Origin of the sequence: Micromonospora sp. DT201 (assembly GCF_049841575.1) — a bacterium.
Taxonomy (GTDB): Bacteria; Actinomycetota; Actinomycetes; order Mycobacteriales; family Micromonosporaceae; genus Micromonospora.
This window is the reverse complement of the sequence record NZ_JBNCKP010000005.1, coordinates 329616-347709: the sequence shown is the minus strand read 5'-3', so window position 1 is coordinate 347709 and position 18094 is coordinate 329616. Positions and strand designations below refer to the sequence as shown.

The window sequence follows — 18094 nt, the reverse complement described above, 5'->3', positions numbered from 1 at the left end:
ACAGCGGCAGATCGGGCTACCGGTACACCGCTTCCCTGCGGCTGTGACCGAAAGACGGTGGGAGAGTCCTCGATCGGGCTAGACGTGGCCGGTCCAGGGATTTCCTACGCCCGCGCGTTCCACGCTGCGCCCACGTGGCAGGTCAAGAACATCGATCAGGCTGGGGTCCTCGTCGACGGCATGGTGCAAGTGCCCGACCTTACCGTTGCTGCCGCTCGCGTCGGAGGCTCCGATCAACTGCCAGACTCCGTCGTCCGCGTCGTGACTGACGAACAGAACAGGCTCATGCCGTTCGAACACCTCAGGGGTCTGGATACAGACGGTGCCCAGCAGCCAGTGCCGCATCCACCAGGCTCGCCGGTCGTGCTGCATGACATGGTCCGTGACCCACCAGACGAACGGCAGGTCCTCGTGGGCACGCGACTGCTCCGCGGTCAGGTCCGGGCCGCCCTGCGGGACCCGCTCGAACGGCTCGTCGACGAGGGAGAACGCGTGACCACCCTCCTTCGCGAAGATGACGGCGTGGAAGGTGCCGCCCCCAGGATTGCCGGCACCAATCCCGACGGACAGACGGGCGACGTGCGGGTCCGAGGCGGTGGTCCAGCCGAACGCGTACGAGGCCAGCTCACCGTGCGGCCCCACGAACTCGCCGAACGCCCGCCGGTCCATGCCTCTGGCGTCGGCCGTCGGGGTCTCGACGAGCACACCTTCCAGCACCTGGATCTGCATTTCCACGCCGGCAATTTAGCTGATCGAGAGCATCATGCCGCAGGCACAGGCCACCACCACCTAGGGTGCCGTCTCAGCGACGACCGCCGGCACCGAACGACTCAATCCCGGCCAACGGTCGGTGATGATGAGGCACCGGTCAGGGGCGGTCGTGCAGGAACCATGCGTCGCCCTGGGTAAGCGCGATCGCGAGTTGCCACTGCTCGCACTGCAAGCTGCCACCGACGGCCATGTGCTGCCCGGCGAGCTCCCACGCCTGCGAGCCCGGGTGCGGCCGGCGTTGGGCAGTGAACTGCAGCATGGTGCCCCAGGCGGCGATGAGGGAGGCGCCCCACCGCTGCTCCCACTGCCACATGGCCGCTGCCAACGCCGGAATACCGTTGTCGCGGGTCGCTCCGAAGTAGGGCACCCAGCCGGGGGCCAGCCACTGCGACGTCGTGGGCAGCAGCACCAGCTGCACCTCGGGCCAGGTGTGCCATCTGCTCGTGCCGACAAGGTATTCGGACCCGCGGAAGGCTTGAGAGGCGAGATCCGGGTCGGCGAGGAGGGTGTCATAGGTCCACCTCTGCAGCGCCGTCGAGGTGGTCGGTAGGGTCAGCTGCCCGAGTGCCGCAGCGACCATGTCGCCACCCAGGAACGCTCGAACATAGCCCTCAACCTCAGCCTGGCCCTGGACGGCATCGCTGCCGTATCGCTGATACACCAGCCAGGGGTCCAGCGTCCGAGCTGCCAGGTCCAGATCAGCGATCTCACCAGTGTCCGGTTCGTGGTCGAGGTCGCCCGGCAACGTGAAGACGGGCCATCGGCCGGTAGCTGGCATGGCCGTATGAGCCGCCCGCCAAGCCTCGAGGAGCCGAGCAGGATCGACATCCTCCACCAGGAAGGTGTGGCCGAGTCCCTCCCGGACGGGATGGCCCCGCAGGGCGGTCCCTCGCAGGGCAGATGCGACGTCACTCGCGTTGTCCATCCGTGCAGCCATACACGCACGGTAATTCCAGCCACCGACCCGCCCCACCTGACCCTACGGGGCGCTCGACCTCCGCAAGGGCATCACGCCGCTGGCAGACACCGTCGCAATAACGCAAATCCTCGGTCAGGTCCGACTGCACGTCGACCGTCGCATCCCCACCGACGTGCCGGACGACAAACACAGTTCGGCGCAGCCACGTCTCGTCATACCCGGCAAGACTCTCTGGCAGCTCGCCCACGAGGCGTACTTCATCACCAGGCCCAACTCGGGCATCTTCCCCAGTCTCACCGCGCTGGACGGCCGAGATCATATGCATCAAAGCCTCCAGCGGGTTGATGTCCGCGCCGTAGTGAACCATGTGACCAGCCTGGCCGAAGATCCACTCAGCCTCGGCTCTGCTCAACACGGCGAACGCCTCGGCCGCACCAGCCGACAAGGCCGAACTATCCCGGTCCCTAGCGGGGTGCTCTACCACTGACCTACACGGATCTTCACGCGCGCCGACGACTGGTGTCAGCGTGGCGCGGCGGCGTACTCAGCTATTAGGTACGAGCGGTAGGTGATCACCGCGGGGATCGTTACGTTCAGCTTCCCCGCCGCGGTGGTCAGCACCTCCTCGTATCCCAACAGCGCACCGGAACGTGGATCGACGATCACGGTGTATTGGGCGGGCAGGCCGTGAGCGTCGGTGGTGATGGAGAAGGCTTCCCCGGTGCGTCCGGCGCGGTCGGTGACGGTGCCGGTGACCGTGATGCCCGGGAGGTCAGCCAGAAGTGTGAGCACCGCTGCGCGCTGGGCCGGGTTCAACAGCCGTACCCCGGCGAGTTGAGCGGCGTCCTCCAAGTACTGCACCGGAGCCTGAGGCGCGGACCCACCTGCCCTCAGCCAACCGCGCAGTGCGGCGGCGTCCGTCGGGACCGCACCGCGGAAGCCGCTGTAGAACTCCCCGGCGGCGTAGTCGTGCACCTCCTCGGACGACTCGGCCCGACCGCCCCACTTCTTCCACTGCCTACGGTCAGCGTCTGAACGGAAGATCGGCGGCAGATCCTTTTGGACCATGCGGCCCGCGTTGTCGTCGGTCCGCCAGGACCGCCACTGCTGTGGCACCACAGCGGATACGGTCCTGCCGCCGGAGATGGAGGAGTTCAGAAACCAGTTCGTGGACTCCAGGTGCTCCACCGTCCCGGCAGCCCGCGGCGGCATCGGCTGCTGCGCCGCCACGGCGGCCAGCCGCCGAAGCCGGGTACCAGCCGGTTCCGCAGTCGCCGGCGGCCCATAGGTCAGCATCACCGGGGTCGCCGCATAGGCCGGCTCCGGCTGGCGGTACAGCTCAACCGCCACCCCACCACCGGCCACCGCCACGACCACCGCACCGGCCGCGGCCAGCACGAGCCGACGTCGCGGCACTGTTCGCCTGACGGTGCCTGCTCTGCGGTCTTCGGCGAGGATACGAGCCAGATCCTGCCCGCGACGGCTGTCATCGCACGGCGGGGCGGTCAGGGCCGGGTCCAAGCCGCCCAACACCTGACGCACCTCATCCACGGCATTCATGTCATCCACCCCAATTCGACATCGACGGCGCTACGCTCGACGCCCGCCCCGCCCCGTCCCCGGCAACGGTGAGCTGCCTTCGTAACCGACGACGGGCCCGCATCAGCCGCATCGCGAACGTCGCCCGCGACTGACCCAGTACGGCCGCCGCCTCGGTCGGCGCCAACCGCTCCCAGGCCACCAGCCGCAGAATCTCCTGGTCACCGGCGGACAACCGGTCGAACGCCACCGCGACGTCACGCTGGCTGACAACACCGTCCGCGTGATCCACCTGCACCGCCTGATCAGGCTCCGCCGCCACCCGCACCGTCAGCTCCTGCCACCGCCGACGGCCTCTGGCCTCGTTGGCCAACACCAGACGCGCCACCCCGTACAACCACGGCAACGCCGATCCGACCGGCACATCGTCCAGACGCCGCCACGCGACGAGGAAGACATCGGCGACAACATCACCGACGTCAGACGCACCCACCCGCCGAGCGACGTACCGCCACACGTCACCGTGATGACACTCGTACAACTCGGTGAACTGCTCCTTCGCAGCGTCCATCACACCCCCTACGTGCTTATGTCCGGCACCAGCCACAACGTCACGCGTCGAAGCGGAGGAACGACCCGACCTGGCACCGCCCGCCTCAACCAGGCGGGCCCCGGTCCTACCTCTTCGGGCCCGCCGAAGAGGTCACCGTTCAGGAAGCCCTGCTCAGAGGTTCGCCAGTGGGATCTGGGTCTCAGCTCGCGGGATCCGCACCGACGCCACCGCGACGACAGCCAGAGCCGTACATCGATGTGGGCTGGCCTCGTGATTGGCACCGGCAGGCCCCAGTTCAACAGCCGGCACCAGCCAGTCGGGAGGCTGGAGGCTTGACCTCTTCGGTATCCACTGGGAGGTCACGACGCGCCGATCGACCGCAACACCGCAGGTCAAAGCCCTCGTCTCTGTCCGGCGTCGGTGAGCACTTCGGGCGCGGTGACCACTTCGCCAACCTGCACCCAATCTGCTCCCAGCTGCAAGGCCAGGCCAACCAGCGGCTCCTTACCGCCTTGACCTGCGCACACTCCCCCGCCAGGCAACATAGAGCGCCATCGAGTGATCCGCAGATCCGCGGAGCACTGCGCTGTGAAATAGGACGCCGCACCCGATCTGACCTGGGAGAACGTGGAGGCGCAGGTCGGGGTGGGTGCAGTTGAGTGCCGTTCACACGCCGTTGGGCGCAGTTCAACGCCGTTCAGGGCACCCTGTTGCTCCCAAACTGCTCCCCGGTCCTGACGTCGCACCGGACCGCCCGCCGAGCCCAGTTGGTGTCGGCCGAGACGGTGGCTGGCGGTTCATCGTGGCCGGAGCCCTGCCTCGCTTAGCGTGGCAAACTCTGCCTGTGGCGGCTGGACAGCCTTACGCCGGGTGGGTGGATGGGCTCGGGCATGTACTCGACCTGATATTCGACGCCGAGTTCGGCTTGTAGCCGAGCGACAAGTTGCTCACCCTGCCGGACGAACACCTCGGCCTGACACTCAGACTCGAATTCGCCCACGTGCGGCCATTCTGCGAGCACAGCCAGGTGCTCCGCGGCCCAGCCCTCGATCTCGGCGACGAGTTCCGCTTCGATCGGTAGGTCCGCAGGCTTCACGTCGCTATCACCGACGCCCGCCGACACGGCGAGGGTGTCGGCGGTGCGGTCGGGCAGGACGTCGATCGGCCGGCGGGTATGCATGTCGAGCAGCACGGTGGCGTAGCGGTGACCACGACGGCGGGCGAAGTCGTCCACACCCAACGCCGTCGGCGTCACCGGTGACGGGTCAGGCATCCGCCGGATCGTCCGAGCCACGTCATCCGCGACACCGACACCGCCAACCGATGCGCCAACCGGCTACCCGGTCGACCGCCCAACGCAACCGCGACCGCTTCCAGATCACCCGCCGCCAGGACCGTCTGACGGGCATACCGGCGGGTCAACCCGGGCACCTGCTCGACGAACGTCCGCCGCCGACACCCGAACGTTGACGCAGGTGAACCGGCGGACCGTCAACGCGACCAGCACCTCATGGCCACCCAATCTGACGTCGGCCAAACGCCGCACATAGCAACCATGCAGAGTCGTCGACCAGAGGCCGCGGGCCCCGCACGCAGCCCGCACCGTCTTCGTCGCCGCGTCGATCCTGACCCCGACGCCGCGACCACCACCGCTTCCAACCGCAGGCCAACCAGATGCGGAAGCAACGCCACGATGATCTCCAGCCTGGCACCCAAGCCGAACCCTCAGCGAGCACGACTCACAAAATGAGTGCCAAAGCCGTACTGAAACCTGCTTTGCACGAGAAGAGATTTCGCCTCTTCTCTAGTCAGACCAGGGCCGGCTGTCAGGGTTTACACGCGCGGGTTCTCCTGCGGCTATCCGGCCAAGCAGCGTAGCCAACAGTCGGGTCGGGGCACTGCGGCCACCGCTCACAGGGATCCGTCGCCGCCGGCGCCGCCCAGTCCGTCGTCCGGTCCCACTGTGCCGCCCCTGGTGAGTTCGGCGAGGGTGCCGAGCCGTTTGATGAGCGGTCGGCTGTAGCGATGATCCGTTCGGTCCACCGGAAACCCTGCCCGCGGGTTGTCTTCCATCGTGCGAGGCATATTCACTGGCGCTTCCCTGTTCCATCTCTGCGGTCGATGCGGTGGTGAGCACGAGGAAGTTCGCGCTCGTGCTCACCACCTACAATCATGGCAGAGACGGGCATATCCTTGCATTTCTCTCTGGGTATTGGCAATGAGGGTGCATTTCTCGCTGGTGGAGACGCCTGGCTGGATTCAGATCCGGCCGGCGGCGCCGGCCCGTTGGGTCGGCGGTGCGATGCGGGTCTTATGGCCGGGCACGGTCGCCATGGTTCGTCTGGCGAGGCCCGGCTCGGTGCTGAGCGCATCGACGTTGTAGCCGAACCAGAACGGTCCACCCTGGTCGACGGCGAAGGTCAGCGCGACGTGCACGGACTCGCCTGGGGCCAGGGTGCCACCGGGCAGCGGGACGGTGAGGGTGCTGCCGAGGCCGCCGCCGAGCGCGCTGGCCGAAGGGTCGACGGACAGGTTCTGCACGGTGACGGTTGCGCCGCCGGGGATGGTGACGCTGCTGGTGGGGGTCGCCGGGGCGACGATCCTGAGGTGCGCGGGGTTGGCGGGTTGGACGGGCACGCCCGGTCGGGGTGCGCCGTTGGCCTCGCTCAGGCTGGTGATTCTCAGTTGGGTCGTGGTGATGGTGGCGGTGGCCGAGCGGTTGGTGATGGTGCGGCGCACCGTCAAGGTGCCGGGGTTGCCGCCGGTGCCCGGTACGTAGGTCTGGTTCGGGGTGGCGGTGGCCGCCACGGTGGGGGCGAGCAGCGTCGACTGGAGCACCGCGTTCTGTTGGTAGGGCGATCCGGTGTTCTGCGGTGACGGAGCGCCGAGGGCGGACGGAACCCCGCCAACCGGCGTTGCCGTGTTGGAGATCAGCTTGAAGTCGGCATTGTTGTTCTGGGTGTTGGCGGGTCGGCCGGCGGTGGTGAGTCTCTGCCAGGCGTACTGGTTGGTGGGGACGCCGGTCAGGGTCGGTAGTGGGGTACCGGAGTAGAAGCCGGCGCCGGTGGAGCCGACGGCGTCGGTGACCGTGGCGGCCGCGTCCGGTGCGCTGATCTTCAGGCCACCGCCGCCGAGGCTGCCGGTGTTCAGGTCCGGGCTGGCCACGGTGCTGAGCGAGTACCCGGTGGCGGCGACCAGGTAGGACCGTCCCGTGGGCAGGGTGGGAGCGTCCTGCGGCAGGGTCAGCGACGCACCGGTGGCGGACGCGATGGTGAAGCCGGCCAGCGGTATCGCGGCTCCGGTGTTGTAGAGCTGGACGTACTGGTCAGTGGCCCCGCCGGGACCAGAGAACCGGAACTGGTCGATGATCAGTTCCCCGAGGGTCGCGGAGACCTGCACGGCGACGGCGTTCGACGTGGCGGTGCCATGGGTGGCGTCACCGCCGTAGCGGGCGGTGACCGTGTTCGTGTTGAAGGCCGGCAGGGCGACGGTGAGTACGGCGACGTTGCCCGAGAGTGGCACGGTGCCCAGCGTGACGGTGTTCCCGGTGCTGGAGACGGCGGTGAAGGTCACCGTTCCGGTGGCCGGTGCCGGCCCTGCGGTGGCGGTGAAGGTGACCGGGGTGCCGAAGGTGGCGGTGGTCGTCGAGGAGGTCAGCGCCAGAGTGGCCGTCTGACGGATGACCAGGGTCGCCGGTCGGGTGTCGCTCTGCCCGAACGAATCGACGATCCGGACGGTGAACGAGAAGGTGCCGGCGGCGCTGGGGATGCCGGAGAGCAGACCGGTGCTGGTGTTGAGGGACAGGCCGGGCGGCAGCGCCCCTGCGCTGATCGACCAGGTGAAGGGTCCGGTGCCGCCGGTGACAGTGAGCTGTTCGCTGTAGACCACGTTGATTTCACCAGCCGGCGGCGGCGGGAACGTCAGGGTGGGCGGTGGCGCGATCACGATCGTGGCGGCCCGGCTCGCTGTGAGGTCGCTGGCGTCGGTGACCTGGACGGTGAACGAGTAGCTGCCGGCGGTGGTGGGAGTGCCCGACAGCAGTCCGGTGGAGGGGTTCAGCGTCACCCCGGGCGGTAGCGAGCCGGCGCTGATCGACCAGGCGAACGGTGCGGTGCCACCGGTGACGGTGAGCTGGTCGCTGTAGGCGGCGCCGACCTCACCGGGCGGCGGCGGTGGGAAGTTCAGGCTGGGCGAGGCGTTGATGGTGATCGGCGCGGATGCGGCGGAGGCGGGACCCGTGCCGGCGGCGTTGGTTGCGGCGACCCGGAATGTGTATGTCGTTCCGGCGGTCAGTCCGGTGATGGTGCGGGTGGTCGACCCGCTGGGGAAGGTCTGCGCCGGCTGGGGGACCCCACCGATGTAGGGGGTGACCACGTAGCTGCTGATCGCCGAACCGCCGTTGCTGGGGGCGTTCCAGCTCAGGGTGGCGGCGTTGCTTCCGGCGCTGACCGCCGTGATGGTCGGCGCAGCGGGAACGGTGTAGGGGATGACGGCATTCGAGGGCGCGCTGTTCGCGCCGGTGCCGAAGGCGTTCACCGCGGCGACGCGGAAGGTGTACGAGGCGCCGGCGGTCAACCCGGTCAGGGTGCGGGTGGTCGTGCTCGCGTCGAACGACTGGGTGGGCTGGGCTGTCCCGTTGCGGATCGGCGTGACCACGTAGCCGGTGATCGGGCTGCCGTTGTCGGCGGGCGCGGTCCAGGTCACGGTGGCGCTGGTGATGCCGGCCGTCGCGGTCGGTGCCGCCGGTGCTGCCGGCGCGGAGGCGTAGACGTAGCTGGTCGAGGCGGCGACGCCACGGGTGACGACGGTGACGTTGACCGTGCCGGCCGACGCGCGCGCGGGCATGGAAGAGATGGCCAGTGTGCCGTCACCGTTGACGGTGAAGCAGCCGGCGGCCGGCCCAGACTGGCAGGGCAGCAGGGTCACCGGGGTACCGGCCTGCTGTTCGGCGGTGGTGCCGATCTCGATCGCCGTCGCACCGGCGATGTTGGTGCCGCCGACGGTGACCGGGATGCCCCCGGCGACGGAGCTCAGCGCCGGCGTCACGGTAATTCCGCTGGGTGTCGGGGGTGGAGCGACCGGGCTGGTGGACGAGGAGTACCCCGGGTTGGCGTCGGTGGATGACGAGGTCGCGACCGTCGCGGTCTGGATCAGGGCGGGCGTCACTCCGGCTCCGGTGACGATGGCCACCACCGAGATCGGCGGCAGGGAACTGCCCGCGGCGAAGGGCCCGTTGTTGTTGAGGCAGGTGATGCTCTGTCCGACCGGGGTGCCGCAGACCCAGCCGCTGCCGAAGGCGCCGAGTGGAACCACACCGGTCGGCACCGTCTGCGTCACCGAGATCGGTGCGGTCTCGGCCACGCCGGGGTCGACTCCGGCGGTGATCGAATAGTTGACCGGGTCACCTGGCTGCGGCGCGGGTCCGGTGTAGCTGGTCTGCGTCACGTTCAGATCCGGCACCGCGGTGAAGGTGGTCGCCGCGGCATTGTCGATCTCGTGGAAGGCGAACACCGAACCGGTGGAGGCGACCCAGCCAAAAGCGAGCTGCCTCGGGATCCCGTTCGCATTTACCCACGTGGGCGACGGGTAGAAACTGGCCGCGACGGTTGGCAGGACCCCCGACAGGGTGACCGCCGCCCCACCTACCGGCGTGAACCGGACCCGGTACTCGCCGGCCGGCACGCTGATACCGGAGCCGGTGGTGAAGGCGGCGCCCGTCGGATTGATCACGACCTGGACCGGTACCTGCGAGGCAGCCCGGGTCGCCGCACCCAGCGCCAACGGCGGCGACGCGGTGGTCGTCGCGGTGCTGTTGATCGCGCAGTAGCCCACCCTGTCGCGGCCTGGTCCGCGTACCACCACCTGCCCGGGCACCCTTCCCGTCGTCGAGATGTAGGGCGGGTTGGTGCAACCGCTGCCCTGATAGCTGCTGCTGCTGAAGTTGCCGAAGACATCGAAGCCGATACCCATGTAGCCGTTGGACAGGCCCAGGGTGTTGCCGTTGAAGGCCGCGGAATAGCCCAGAGACCCTCCGCCACGCCCCATGACCGCCGGCGAGCGGGGGTTGGCGGGGTCCACTGCAGCCAGCACGAAGGCCAGCCCGTCGGCGTTGCCGCCGTACTGGTAAGTGTTGAAGGTGATGTCCAAGCCCTGCGACGTCGGCACACTGACCGCGCTGAACACACCGCCGATCTGGTTGGCCGTGGCCGAGGTGAGCCGCAACTTCCCGGCGCCCTGCGCATCGGTGGACGTCGGACAGCTCAACAGCGGGCCGATGGTCGAGTTTCCGGCCGCGGTGAGGCACGCGACGTTACTTCCGGGTACGAGCGACGTGTCGGGCAGCATGACCGCGCCGACGCCGTTCGCGGTGTTGTTGTGGAAGGGCTGATTGAACAGCGTGGACCCCACCGCCAGCGAGGTGCCCGGCGTCAGGACCAGCACACCGGCAGTCAGCAGGGCCACCGTGGCGGCGGCCGTCGACATTCGGAAACGACGTGAGAGCGACATGCCGCGCCACCTTTCCTCGAAAGCCGAAATGGGTCCACGGATTCCTTACGCCGCAGCTTTTTACAGCAGCTATTACGCCGCCTGCCACGTGCGGTAAGTGAAATACGATCACAATTCTTAAGCAATTTCGCGGGAGAAGTTCAGTCCTGTGCGGATCGTAGGCGTGGTGAACGGCAATCAGCGAGCGGCAATTCTTCGCCCGCGCTCCGAGTGTCGCGAAGTTGACGGTTCGCCCGTGCGGTTGGGGTCCCTGGCCGAGGCGGGGAGCCAGCGGTTGAGCGGAGCCGTGACGCCGAAGGTGCCGGCTGAAAGGATCTCGGAACTCGGTGAAGGCGTTGCCCGGCAAGGAGCTGATGGTCACCCTGCCAGGATGATCCACCGTTCGGCGCGCACCATGGTGCCCCTGAGTGCTGACGACCGCGTGACAGGGCGCTGACTGGTCTGGGCCAACGTATTACCTGGCGCGTAATGGACGGTGCGCCGGCCAGAATGCGAATCTCCACGGGTCACGTGAACGACGGCATGGTTTCCGTATCAGAGATGGAGTCGCAGTCATGAGTGACCTCGCCAATACCGTTGAGCGCTACCTCGACATCTGGAACGAGCCGGACGCCTCGCGGCGGGCCGAAAAGATCCGCGACGTCTGGGCCGAGAACGCGACCTACACCGACCCTCTGGCCAGTGTCAGCGGGCACGAGGCGATCAACACGTTGATCGGCGCCGCCCGGGAGCAGTTCACTGGCATGACCTTCGTCCTGGCCGGTGCGGTCGACGCCCACCACGACGTCGCCCGCTTCACCTGGAACCTCGCCCCGGCCGGTGCGGCTGAGCCCGTTGTCGTCGGCTTCGACGTGGTCAAGGCCGACGACAACGGACGGCTGTCCGCGGTGTACGGCTTCCTCGACAAGGTGCCCGCCGGCAGCTGACCGCGCAGGGGCCGCACTCGGCGGCCACTACGTCCAGCCCGCGGACCCGGGTCGCGGTGCCACACTCGGCGTCGACCGGGGTCCGCGGGCCAGCGCTGGAGTTCCGGCGCCGCTGCGCGCACCCGCGGGCACCGCTCGCCGCGCCGACCCCGTCCCGCTTGCACGCTGCGCTGCCACGGTGCGCGCAAAGTGCCGGGCCGGCGCCTTCGCACCCACCCGGCCCGGAGGAATGCGGATACACGCCCCCGACATCGGCCCTTCGGACAAGCCACTTCCCGGACCCGCCACCAACCACCCTAAACCCCTGGTGTCAGCGGGGCCTTGACATAAAGGGGTGCCATGAGCGTACGTTCCAACGAACGGCGTTCGTTGGCTCGATCATTGCGGTGAGCAGGCATTCGCAATCGCGGCGGTGTCCCAGTAGAACGGATGCACCTCGGTGATTTGCCCATTTTCCACGGTGATCGTCTGCAAGATCGGGAAGTCGAGTTCGTTCCCGGTGGACCGGGATCGCGCGTGGACCTGGGTCAGCACGACGAGTGGACTGGCACTGCTCAGGAAGCCCTGCTCCACCATGTCGAAGATCTCCCACGTCTGGCTCATTGCGAAGAAGAGCCGCTCCATGCCTTCATGGCCCCGCCAGATGCCTCCGTACGGCAAGGCATTCGCCTGGTGCAGCACGACGTCTTGAGAGAAGAACGGTGCGAGCGGCGCGAAGTCCGCGGTTCCTGGACCACCGGCGGCGAAGTACTCGGCTTCCGCCCTGTACATCCCCTTGAGCACGGACAGAGCGGTCGTTGTCGAAGACGTGATCATGACGATCACTCTGGCTCAGAACGTCCAGATGTGCTGGCGGGAATCGGTCGTCACGTTCGCCAGCGCGGCCAGTCGTGTGCCCGCCATCGGCATGAGCAGACACCGCCCCCGCCTCTGCAGAGAATGCCAACGCTGACTCCTTCGGGTCGGCCGAAGAGGTCACCGAGCGGAGGGCCCTGGTCAACGCATTGCTGGTGGAATTGATGCTCCAGGTGTTAGGACGGGTGTCGCCGCCTGAACGGCGACGCACAGTCGCAAGTATCGATCAACTCTTTCCAGCACTGATCCGTTCCGACGGCCGGCGCGAACCGGCGAGGCGGTCGGATCCATAGGGCCTGCAAAAAAGCCCTCGGCCCCGCCCAGCGCCGGTGAGAACTTCGGGCGCGGTGTGGAGGTCAACCAATCCGGCGCGGGGTTGCTGGTCGGGTGAAGCGCCTGGCATGATCCGGGCATGATCGAAAGAATCGAGTCCTCCGTCCGCCGGTGAGCGTGACTCCCGAGCCTGGACTGCTCGGACCCCACTTGTCGTTATTTGATCATGCGTTGCGGATGCATCGCGAGGATCCCGACGCGCCTCTTGTCCGTGGCGGTGAGCCGTATCCGGATGATGGACAGCACCGAGGTCGAAAGCCCCGTCCTCGCGAGCCGGAGGATCGGCGCCGCAGCGGTGCTGATGTCGCCGCCGTTTTGGACACGCATTTCGCCGATCGGTCCGCCGTTCCAGGCGATCTTGCCGGGGCGTTCCATGACCTCTATGTTCCGATCCATCCCAATGAACACATCACGGCTGCGGCCTGCAGGGTGGACGCCGAACGTGTTCGAGCGACCGGTCGATGGCTTGTCCAGCACGCGACCGATCGGTGCGCTGCGACTGTTGGTCTGGCGTTGCTGACCACCGTGTGGGATGAGGACGACATCGAGTTGATCCAAACGATCGGGTTGCTGTCGGGCCACTTCGGCCCACTGGTCGCCCGCGCGCTCGAACGGCGCTCGTGGTGCGGCGGCTCGGACGCATTGCTGTGGCTGGCCGAGCGGGTCACGGGCTGGGGACGGGTCTATGTCGTGGAGTCCCTGTGCACGATCAGCAGCACCGCAGCGCGTCCGTGGATGCTCCGACGCGCCTGTGATGGCGACTACCTCAACCGCTACTTCGCCGGAGAGGTCGCCACTGCGGCGCACCTACATGAGGCGATCACCGCGGCGAATCCGGACAGCGAGTTGGTCGATCACACCGGCCTGCTGCTGACCATCATGGCTGACAGCGGCGGCACGGGCATCACGCTCGAGCACTACCCGCCCGCCTCCGCCGTTCTAGAGGCCCACTGCGAACACGCCGGCCGCCTAGAGCCGTCGGTGGAGCGTTTCGTCATCGCCGCGCAACTGGCTGAGCATTTACATCAACCAGCGGCGGAACGAATAGCTTGGCCCGAGGGCGGCCGAGAGCGCGTTCTGAGCGGCTACCTCTCCCTGCTCGATCGCGACGACTGGTGCACGGTCGCTCGCGCTGGGCTGGCCGCTGGTGATCACCGTGTTACCTGGCTTGTCGAAGCGCTGGCACCAAGCCTTGGGCTTCGAGCATTCACCGTGAACGACGAGTAGCGTCCGGAGGGAAGGCCGGCGGGGAGCACGTTCGCGGTTTCCTGCCGGCCTGCCGCTGGCCGTCCCCTTGATGATCTTGTCTGCGCCGGCATCGACGGTCGGGCTGGTGTCGCGCGCGATCGCGGACGGATCTATGCCGGCTCGCGCACGCCGCCGGCGTTGCCACCGTCGCCCGGCATCGGTTCGGCCGGGGCTTCGGGCAGTTCGTCCGGCGCGCCAGGCAGAAGGACGCCCGCGTCGTCGGGCACCGGTTCACGCGGGTCGATGGGCGGATACTGTTCGGGGTCGAGATCCGGACCAGTCATCAGGCGAGTATCCGTCGTCTTCCGGACCGCCGCTCGTCGGGCCCGCGAGCCGGGCGGCCTTCCCCGGTCAGGGCGGCCAGCACGGTCCCGACGGCGAGATCAGGCTATTCCGGCTGAGTTGACGGCTGCTCGCCGCGGCGGGCTGACCGGACCGGGGCGATGCGGGGTCGGCCGACCCGAAACACCGCGAGCGGAAGGCCGGCGACCCGCTCGGCGAGCCGACCGGCGGTCGCGGGGCAGTCGATGAGCTGACTGAGCGGATGAACCGCCAGGCCGTGCCGGGCCAGAGCCAGCCACGTACGCAGCAGACGTCGGCCCGAGCTGATCTGGTCGTCGCCGTCGGCGGCGAGGAGGACCAGGACGCTGCCGTCGTAGCGCAACAGGCCGCGACCGCTGGCGGCCAGCAGCGCCGGCAGGCCCAGTCGGCGGGTGACCGGGTACGCGCGCAGCGCGGCGGACAGGACACGCGCTTCGGTCCGGGACAGGCTGAGCGCCCGGTCCGTGAGTCCGTCGAGGTGATAGCGAGGATGGCGTGGGCTCAGGCGCAGCCAGTCCCGCAACTCGACGGCGACGGCAGGTGTGCCGAACATCCACCTGTCGGCGACGACCAGGTCCGATACGAGATCCCGGGTCGGGACGTGTGCGATACCCGGCTCGAGATCGGCGAGGACGGCGTCGTCGACGTACCCGGGTGCATATGGACCACGGGCGACCCGGCGGGCCTCGATGTCGGCGATCGTGAACGGAGTCGCGTACCGATGTGCCGCGGGGACCAGTCGTGGACCGGGCGCCACGGTGACGGTGAGGCCGAGTTCGGCGGAGACGATGAGGCAGGTCTCGACGAACGCGCCGATGCCGAGGGTCAGGTCACGCCCGGTCGGGTCGGAGTCGGGCAGGCGGCAGGCGGGATCGACGTCGATGGTGATCTCGTCGGTGTGGTATTCCGGTCGCCACGGCTGCGTGTTGTGTGCGCTCGGTGCCCGGCGGCAGATCGCCTCGGTGGCCCGCAACTGCTCGACCCAACTCACACCGATGTTCCTCGCTCGTAGAAGGTGTACCCGTGCAGGGGCCGCCCGCCCGCGCGCCGGTACTGGGCGGCCGAGGCGACGTTCGTCCGCTCGACGAAGGTGCTGCGCAGCGTCCGGTAGCCGTTGCGGGCGAGGTTGCGATGCAACTCCCGGGACAGCAGCGTCAGGTACCCGTTGCCCTGCTCATCGGGAACGGTGCCCTTGATGATGAGGACCGCGTCCCGCCGGTACCGGCCGCGGGTGGCGAGAAGCCGGAGCTGATTGAGTACGCCGAGCCGGCCGCCGACGCTCATGAGGTATTCGGAGATGTCCGGCACGGTGACGACGAACGCGACGGGTCGGCCGGCCTTCTCCAGCCAGAGGAGCAGCCCCTCGTCGAGCAGGAACGCCAGGCCGTCGGTCTGCTCCGCCAGCTGTTCGGCGGAGATGTCGGTGTAGTAGCCCAACTGGGCGAAGCTTGCGTTGAGCATCTGGCGCAGGATCGGCAGTTGGCTGCGCAGGTGCCGCCGGGAGCCGTGCCGGATGACGAGCTGTTCGCTGCCGATCCGGGCATCGTCGAAGGCGAATCCACAGTCGGCGTCGACGGCCGGCGACGCACCCGTGGCCGTTCCGGCGAGGTCGACAAGCCAGGTGTCGGCCTCGAAGCGGCGGTGGAAGCCGTGCCGCTCGTACATGTCCGGGTAGTAGGCGGGGTTCCACGCCGAGTCCACGAAGCCACGCTCGGCGAAGCCGGAGGTGATCACCCCGCCGGTCTGGTTGGGCAGCAGGACCACCGGCCCGAACAGGTGTCGACCGTCGGCCCGGCCCTCGACGGCGTCCATGATGGCGGTGAAGACGTCGTCGTCATCGACGAACTCGGTGTGCCCGAACAGCTGCCGAGGGCCGACCTTGGCGTCGAAGGGCGCACTGCGGTGGATGCTGGTGCGTCCCACGACCTCGCCACGTCGGTCGCGGACCACAAACAGCTCGGCGGCACCGCGGTGGGCCGCGATGACCGATGACAGCAGGGGTACGTACCGGTCGCTCGGGTGGAGCCGGAGCGGAAAGTCGACGAATGCCCGCAGGTCGGCCCGCGACTGCACAGGATCCAGTCTCATGAGCGGTGCACCGGCGGGCCGGACGTCTCACGCGAGAGCGGGGTGAAGGTCGGTATGTGCGCCATGCCGTCCCCTTCGGCGCGCCAGATGCCGTTGCTATAGCCCTCGGGTTCGGCGTTGTAGAGGCGGATGTAGCCGCCTGTCGCGTTCTTCGTGCCGTGATCGGTCACCCAGCACATGAGGTCACGGTGATGGCGGCTGCGGGCGAACGTCAGGAGCGCGTCACGGTCGCTGAAGAAGGCGATGGTGCCGAGTGTGAACGGGAACTGGTAGTAGACGGTGTGCCACCGATAGCCGTCCATTCGCCGCATCTGGCGGACCATCCTGAACCAGGTCCGGGTGAGCGTGAGGATCGAGCGCGGCCCCCGGTAACGGGTGGCGCCGACGAACATGGCTGTGGCCTGGCCCACTGCGGGCGCGGCCGAGAAGTCGGTGGTCCTCATGCCGGCACGCCCTTCACCAGGTAGACGTTCTTGATCTTGGAGGCCGCGTCCGCGAACGGGCCGGTGCCGTACTCGTGGACCTCCACCCGCAGGTCCGCAGCGGACGGGTCCTCGGCGAGGGACTCGGCGAAGTCCCGGCTGACCTCGGCGAGGTGGCGCAACACCCCCGCGCGGCAGGTGTCGGTGAGGGCTCGCCGCTGCACCGGGTCGAGCGTCAGGCCCTCGCGGAGTTGCAGGTTGACGACCGGTCGGCTCTCCAGGTCGGCCTGCTCCGTCAACTCCAGGCAGAAGCTCTGCAGAAGGTGCGCCTGGGGATTGCCGGCGTAGAGGCCGTACTCGACGTCCTGCGGGTAGATGTTGGCGCCCATGTACGAGATCGTGCTGTCCTTGCGGCCGTACAGGAACAGCAGTGGTAAGCGCATCCGGTCGACCTGCCAGGCACGGTCCGCGGCGGCCCGCGCCGCGGGGTCGGCGATCGCGGCCAGGACATCCGGGTACGAGATCAGCCGGCCCTCGTCGCCGATGTTGTAGCGGACCCGGGGATTGAGCACCGCCGTCGAGTTGATCGTGCAGAGCACCTCGTGGTCCGGGGTGGTCTCCAGGTACGTCTCCAGCGGGTTGTACTGGAAGACCATGGGCAGCCGGTGCTCGTCGGCGCCGAGCAGTGCGGTCCGCAGTGCGGCGTCGGTACGCAGTCGTCGGCGGACCCAGACGCTGAAGTCGCTCTCCCCGGCGATACCGATGGTGAGGTCGCTGGCCCCGTAGCCGGAGCGCACCTTGACGAAGCGCTCCTGTAGGTAGTCGCGCAGTGCCTCGGTCATCCCCTCACCGCCGACAAGTCCGCTGATGCGGTACTCGGCCCAGGGGAAGTCCTCGGCGTCGAGCTTGTCGCGTAGGTGCTTCAGGAACGGCGGGTAGGCAGTAACGATGTAGTCGAAACCGGGGCCGAAGTACAACAGGGTGTCGATGATCTTCCGCAGGTCGGGTCCCGTGTTCTTGACCATCGCGATCGCCGACATGGCGATGCCGGTGTTGGTCCCGGTTGCCCAGGCGCCCATCGAGTACGCGTTGATGACGAACCGCCGCCTCGACGGAAACACCATGGTCGCGTAGCCGGCCAGGTTCTTGTGCACCGAGCGCAGCTCGCGGCGGCTGCGGATCCAGTTGAACGGCTGGCCGGACGAGCCCGACGACTCGTCGACCACGCTGCCGGCGATCTCGATCTCCCCGTGCCGACAACGCTGCGCCTCCGGGTACGCCTGCACGTACGACCGCTTGTCGGTGGGCGGGTATGACGACAGATCGAACCAGCGGAACCGCCACTGGTGGCGGCGGAGAAAGACGCCGTACGCAGGCACGTCGATCGCGGCGAACTGGCAGGTCATCCAGGCGTGCAGCCGGGCGAAGCGCCCCATGTAGGGACGGTACTGACGTGCCGTGAGCCGCCACACCGCCGGATGGATCCGGTAGAGGGTGTAGAGCCAGGTCAGGGCGAAGCTCGCGGCCCGCAGGGTCCACCGACGCAGGAAAGTCACCACGGGGCAACACTATTGGTCGGTCGAGCCGGCCACCTGATGGCGAATACTCAGCC

The 18094-nt window shown here is 68.1% G+C and carries 16 protein-coding genes; 2 read left to right on the top strand and 14 right to left on the bottom strand.

The features are described 5' to 3' along the window. Nucleotides 1-78: 78 nt before the first annotated feature. The 7 genes from ACLQ28_RS13350 to ACLQ28_RS13320 form a co-directional block, all read right to left on the bottom strand. On the bottom strand, nt 79-729 hold the full coding sequence (locus ACLQ28_RS13350) for a hypothetical protein (RefSeq protein ID WP_425686570.1): 651 nt from the start codon (nt 727-729) through the stop codon (nt 79-81). 139 nt (nt 730-868) lie between these two features. Next, on the bottom strand, nt 869-1708 hold the full coding sequence (locus ACLQ28_RS13345) for a DUF4253 domain-containing protein (RefSeq protein WP_425686534.1): 840 nt from the start codon (nt 1706-1708) through the stop codon (nt 869-871). Beyond that, complete coding sequence (locus tag ACLQ28_RS13340) at nt 1680-2057, bottom strand: hypothetical protein (RefSeq protein ID WP_425686533.1); 378 nt, start codon at nt 2055-2057, stop codon at nt 1680-1682. The genes ACLQ28_RS13345 and ACLQ28_RS13340 overlap by 29 nt, the downstream gene beginning before the upstream one ends. A 155-nt stretch (nt 2058-2212) precedes the next feature. After that, entirely contained in the window at nt 2213-3250 is a 1038-nt protein-coding gene (locus tag ACLQ28_RS13335) for a CU044_5270 family protein (RefSeq protein WP_425686532.1), read from the bottom strand. A 1-nt stretch (nt 3251) separates the two neighbouring features. After that, a complete protein-coding gene (locus ACLQ28_RS13330; protein WP_425686531.1) occupies nt 3252-3800 on the bottom strand; it encodes an RNA polymerase sigma factor in 549 nt (182 codons plus the stop codon). Nucleotides 3801-4605: 805 nt separating this feature from the next. Further along, entirely contained in the window at nt 4606-5016 is a 411-nt protein-coding gene (locus ACLQ28_RS13325; RefSeq protein WP_425686530.1) for a hypothetical protein, read from the bottom strand. 1025 nt (nt 5017-6041) lie between these two features. Continuing rightward, complete coding sequence (locus tag ACLQ28_RS13320) at nt 6042-10289, bottom strand: beta strand repeat-containing protein (protein ID WP_425686529.1); 4248 nt, start codon at nt 10287-10289, stop codon at nt 6042-6044. 554 nt (nt 10290-10843) lie between these two features. On the opposite strand from ACLQ28_RS13320, the gene ACLQ28_RS13315 reads away from it, so the two are divergent. Continuing rightward, complete coding sequence (locus ACLQ28_RS13315; protein ID WP_425686528.1) at nt 10844-11215, top strand: nuclear transport factor 2 family protein; 372 nt, start codon at nt 10844-10846, stop codon at nt 11213-11215. Between the two features lie 378 nt (nt 11216-11593). Here the strand turns inward: ACLQ28_RS13315 and ACLQ28_RS13310 are convergent, their stop codons facing one another. Together ACLQ28_RS13310 and ACLQ28_RS13305 are read right to left on the bottom strand one after the other, a co-directional pair. Next, nucleotides 11594-12031, bottom strand: coding sequence for a nuclear transport factor 2 family protein (locus tag ACLQ28_RS13310; protein ID WP_425686527.1), 438 nt, complete (start codon nt 12029-12031; stop codon nt 11594-11596). Between the two features lie 528 nt (nt 12032-12559). Next, on the bottom strand, nt 12560-12880 hold the full coding sequence (locus tag ACLQ28_RS13305) for a hypothetical protein (RefSeq protein ID WP_425686526.1): 321 nt from the start codon (nt 12878-12880) through the stop codon (nt 12560-12562). Nucleotides 12881-12916: 36 nt separating this feature from the next. Between ACLQ28_RS13305 and ACLQ28_RS13300 the strand changes: the two genes are divergently transcribed. After that, a complete protein-coding gene (locus ACLQ28_RS13300) occupies nt 12917-13630 on the top strand; it encodes a hypothetical protein (RefSeq protein ID WP_425686525.1) in 714 nt (237 codons plus the stop codon). A 131-nt stretch (nt 13631-13761) separates the two neighbouring features. Here ACLQ28_RS13300 and ACLQ28_RS13295 read toward each other — a convergent pair whose 3' ends face one another. The 5 genes from ACLQ28_RS13295 to ACLQ28_RS13275 form a co-directional block, all read right to left on the bottom strand. Then, the gene (locus ACLQ28_RS13295) at nt 13762-13935 is read right to left on the bottom strand and encodes a hypothetical protein (protein ID WP_425686524.1); all 174 of its coding nucleotides are present in this window, start codon (nt 13933-13935) and stop codon (nt 13762-13764) included. 104 nt (nt 13936-14039) lie between these two features. Next, nucleotides 14040-14963, bottom strand: coding sequence for a hypothetical protein (locus ACLQ28_RS13290; RefSeq protein WP_425686523.1), 924 nt, complete (start codon nt 14961-14963; stop codon nt 14040-14042). Continuing rightward, nucleotides 14960-16060 carry a hypothetical protein gene (locus ACLQ28_RS13285; RefSeq protein WP_425686522.1) on the bottom strand — a complete coding sequence of 367 codons (1101 nt, stop codon included), beginning with the start codon at nt 16058-16060 and terminating at the stop codon, nt 14960-14962. Before ACLQ28_RS13285 ends, ACLQ28_RS13290 begins: the two co-directional genes overlap by 4 nt. Next, nucleotides 16057-16503, bottom strand: coding sequence for a DUF4188 domain-containing protein (locus tag ACLQ28_RS13280; RefSeq protein ID WP_425686521.1), 447 nt, complete (start codon nt 16501-16503; stop codon nt 16057-16059). Before ACLQ28_RS13280 ends, ACLQ28_RS13285 begins: the two co-directional genes overlap by 4 nt. After that, nucleotides 16500-18041 (bottom strand): phenylacetate--CoA ligase family protein, encoded by a 1542-nt coding sequence (locus ACLQ28_RS13275; RefSeq protein ID WP_425686520.1) that lies wholly within the window; start codon nt 18039-18041, stop codon nt 16500-16502. The genes ACLQ28_RS13280 and ACLQ28_RS13275 overlap by 4 nt, the downstream gene beginning before the upstream one ends. Nucleotides 18042-18094 lie beyond the last annotated feature (53 nt).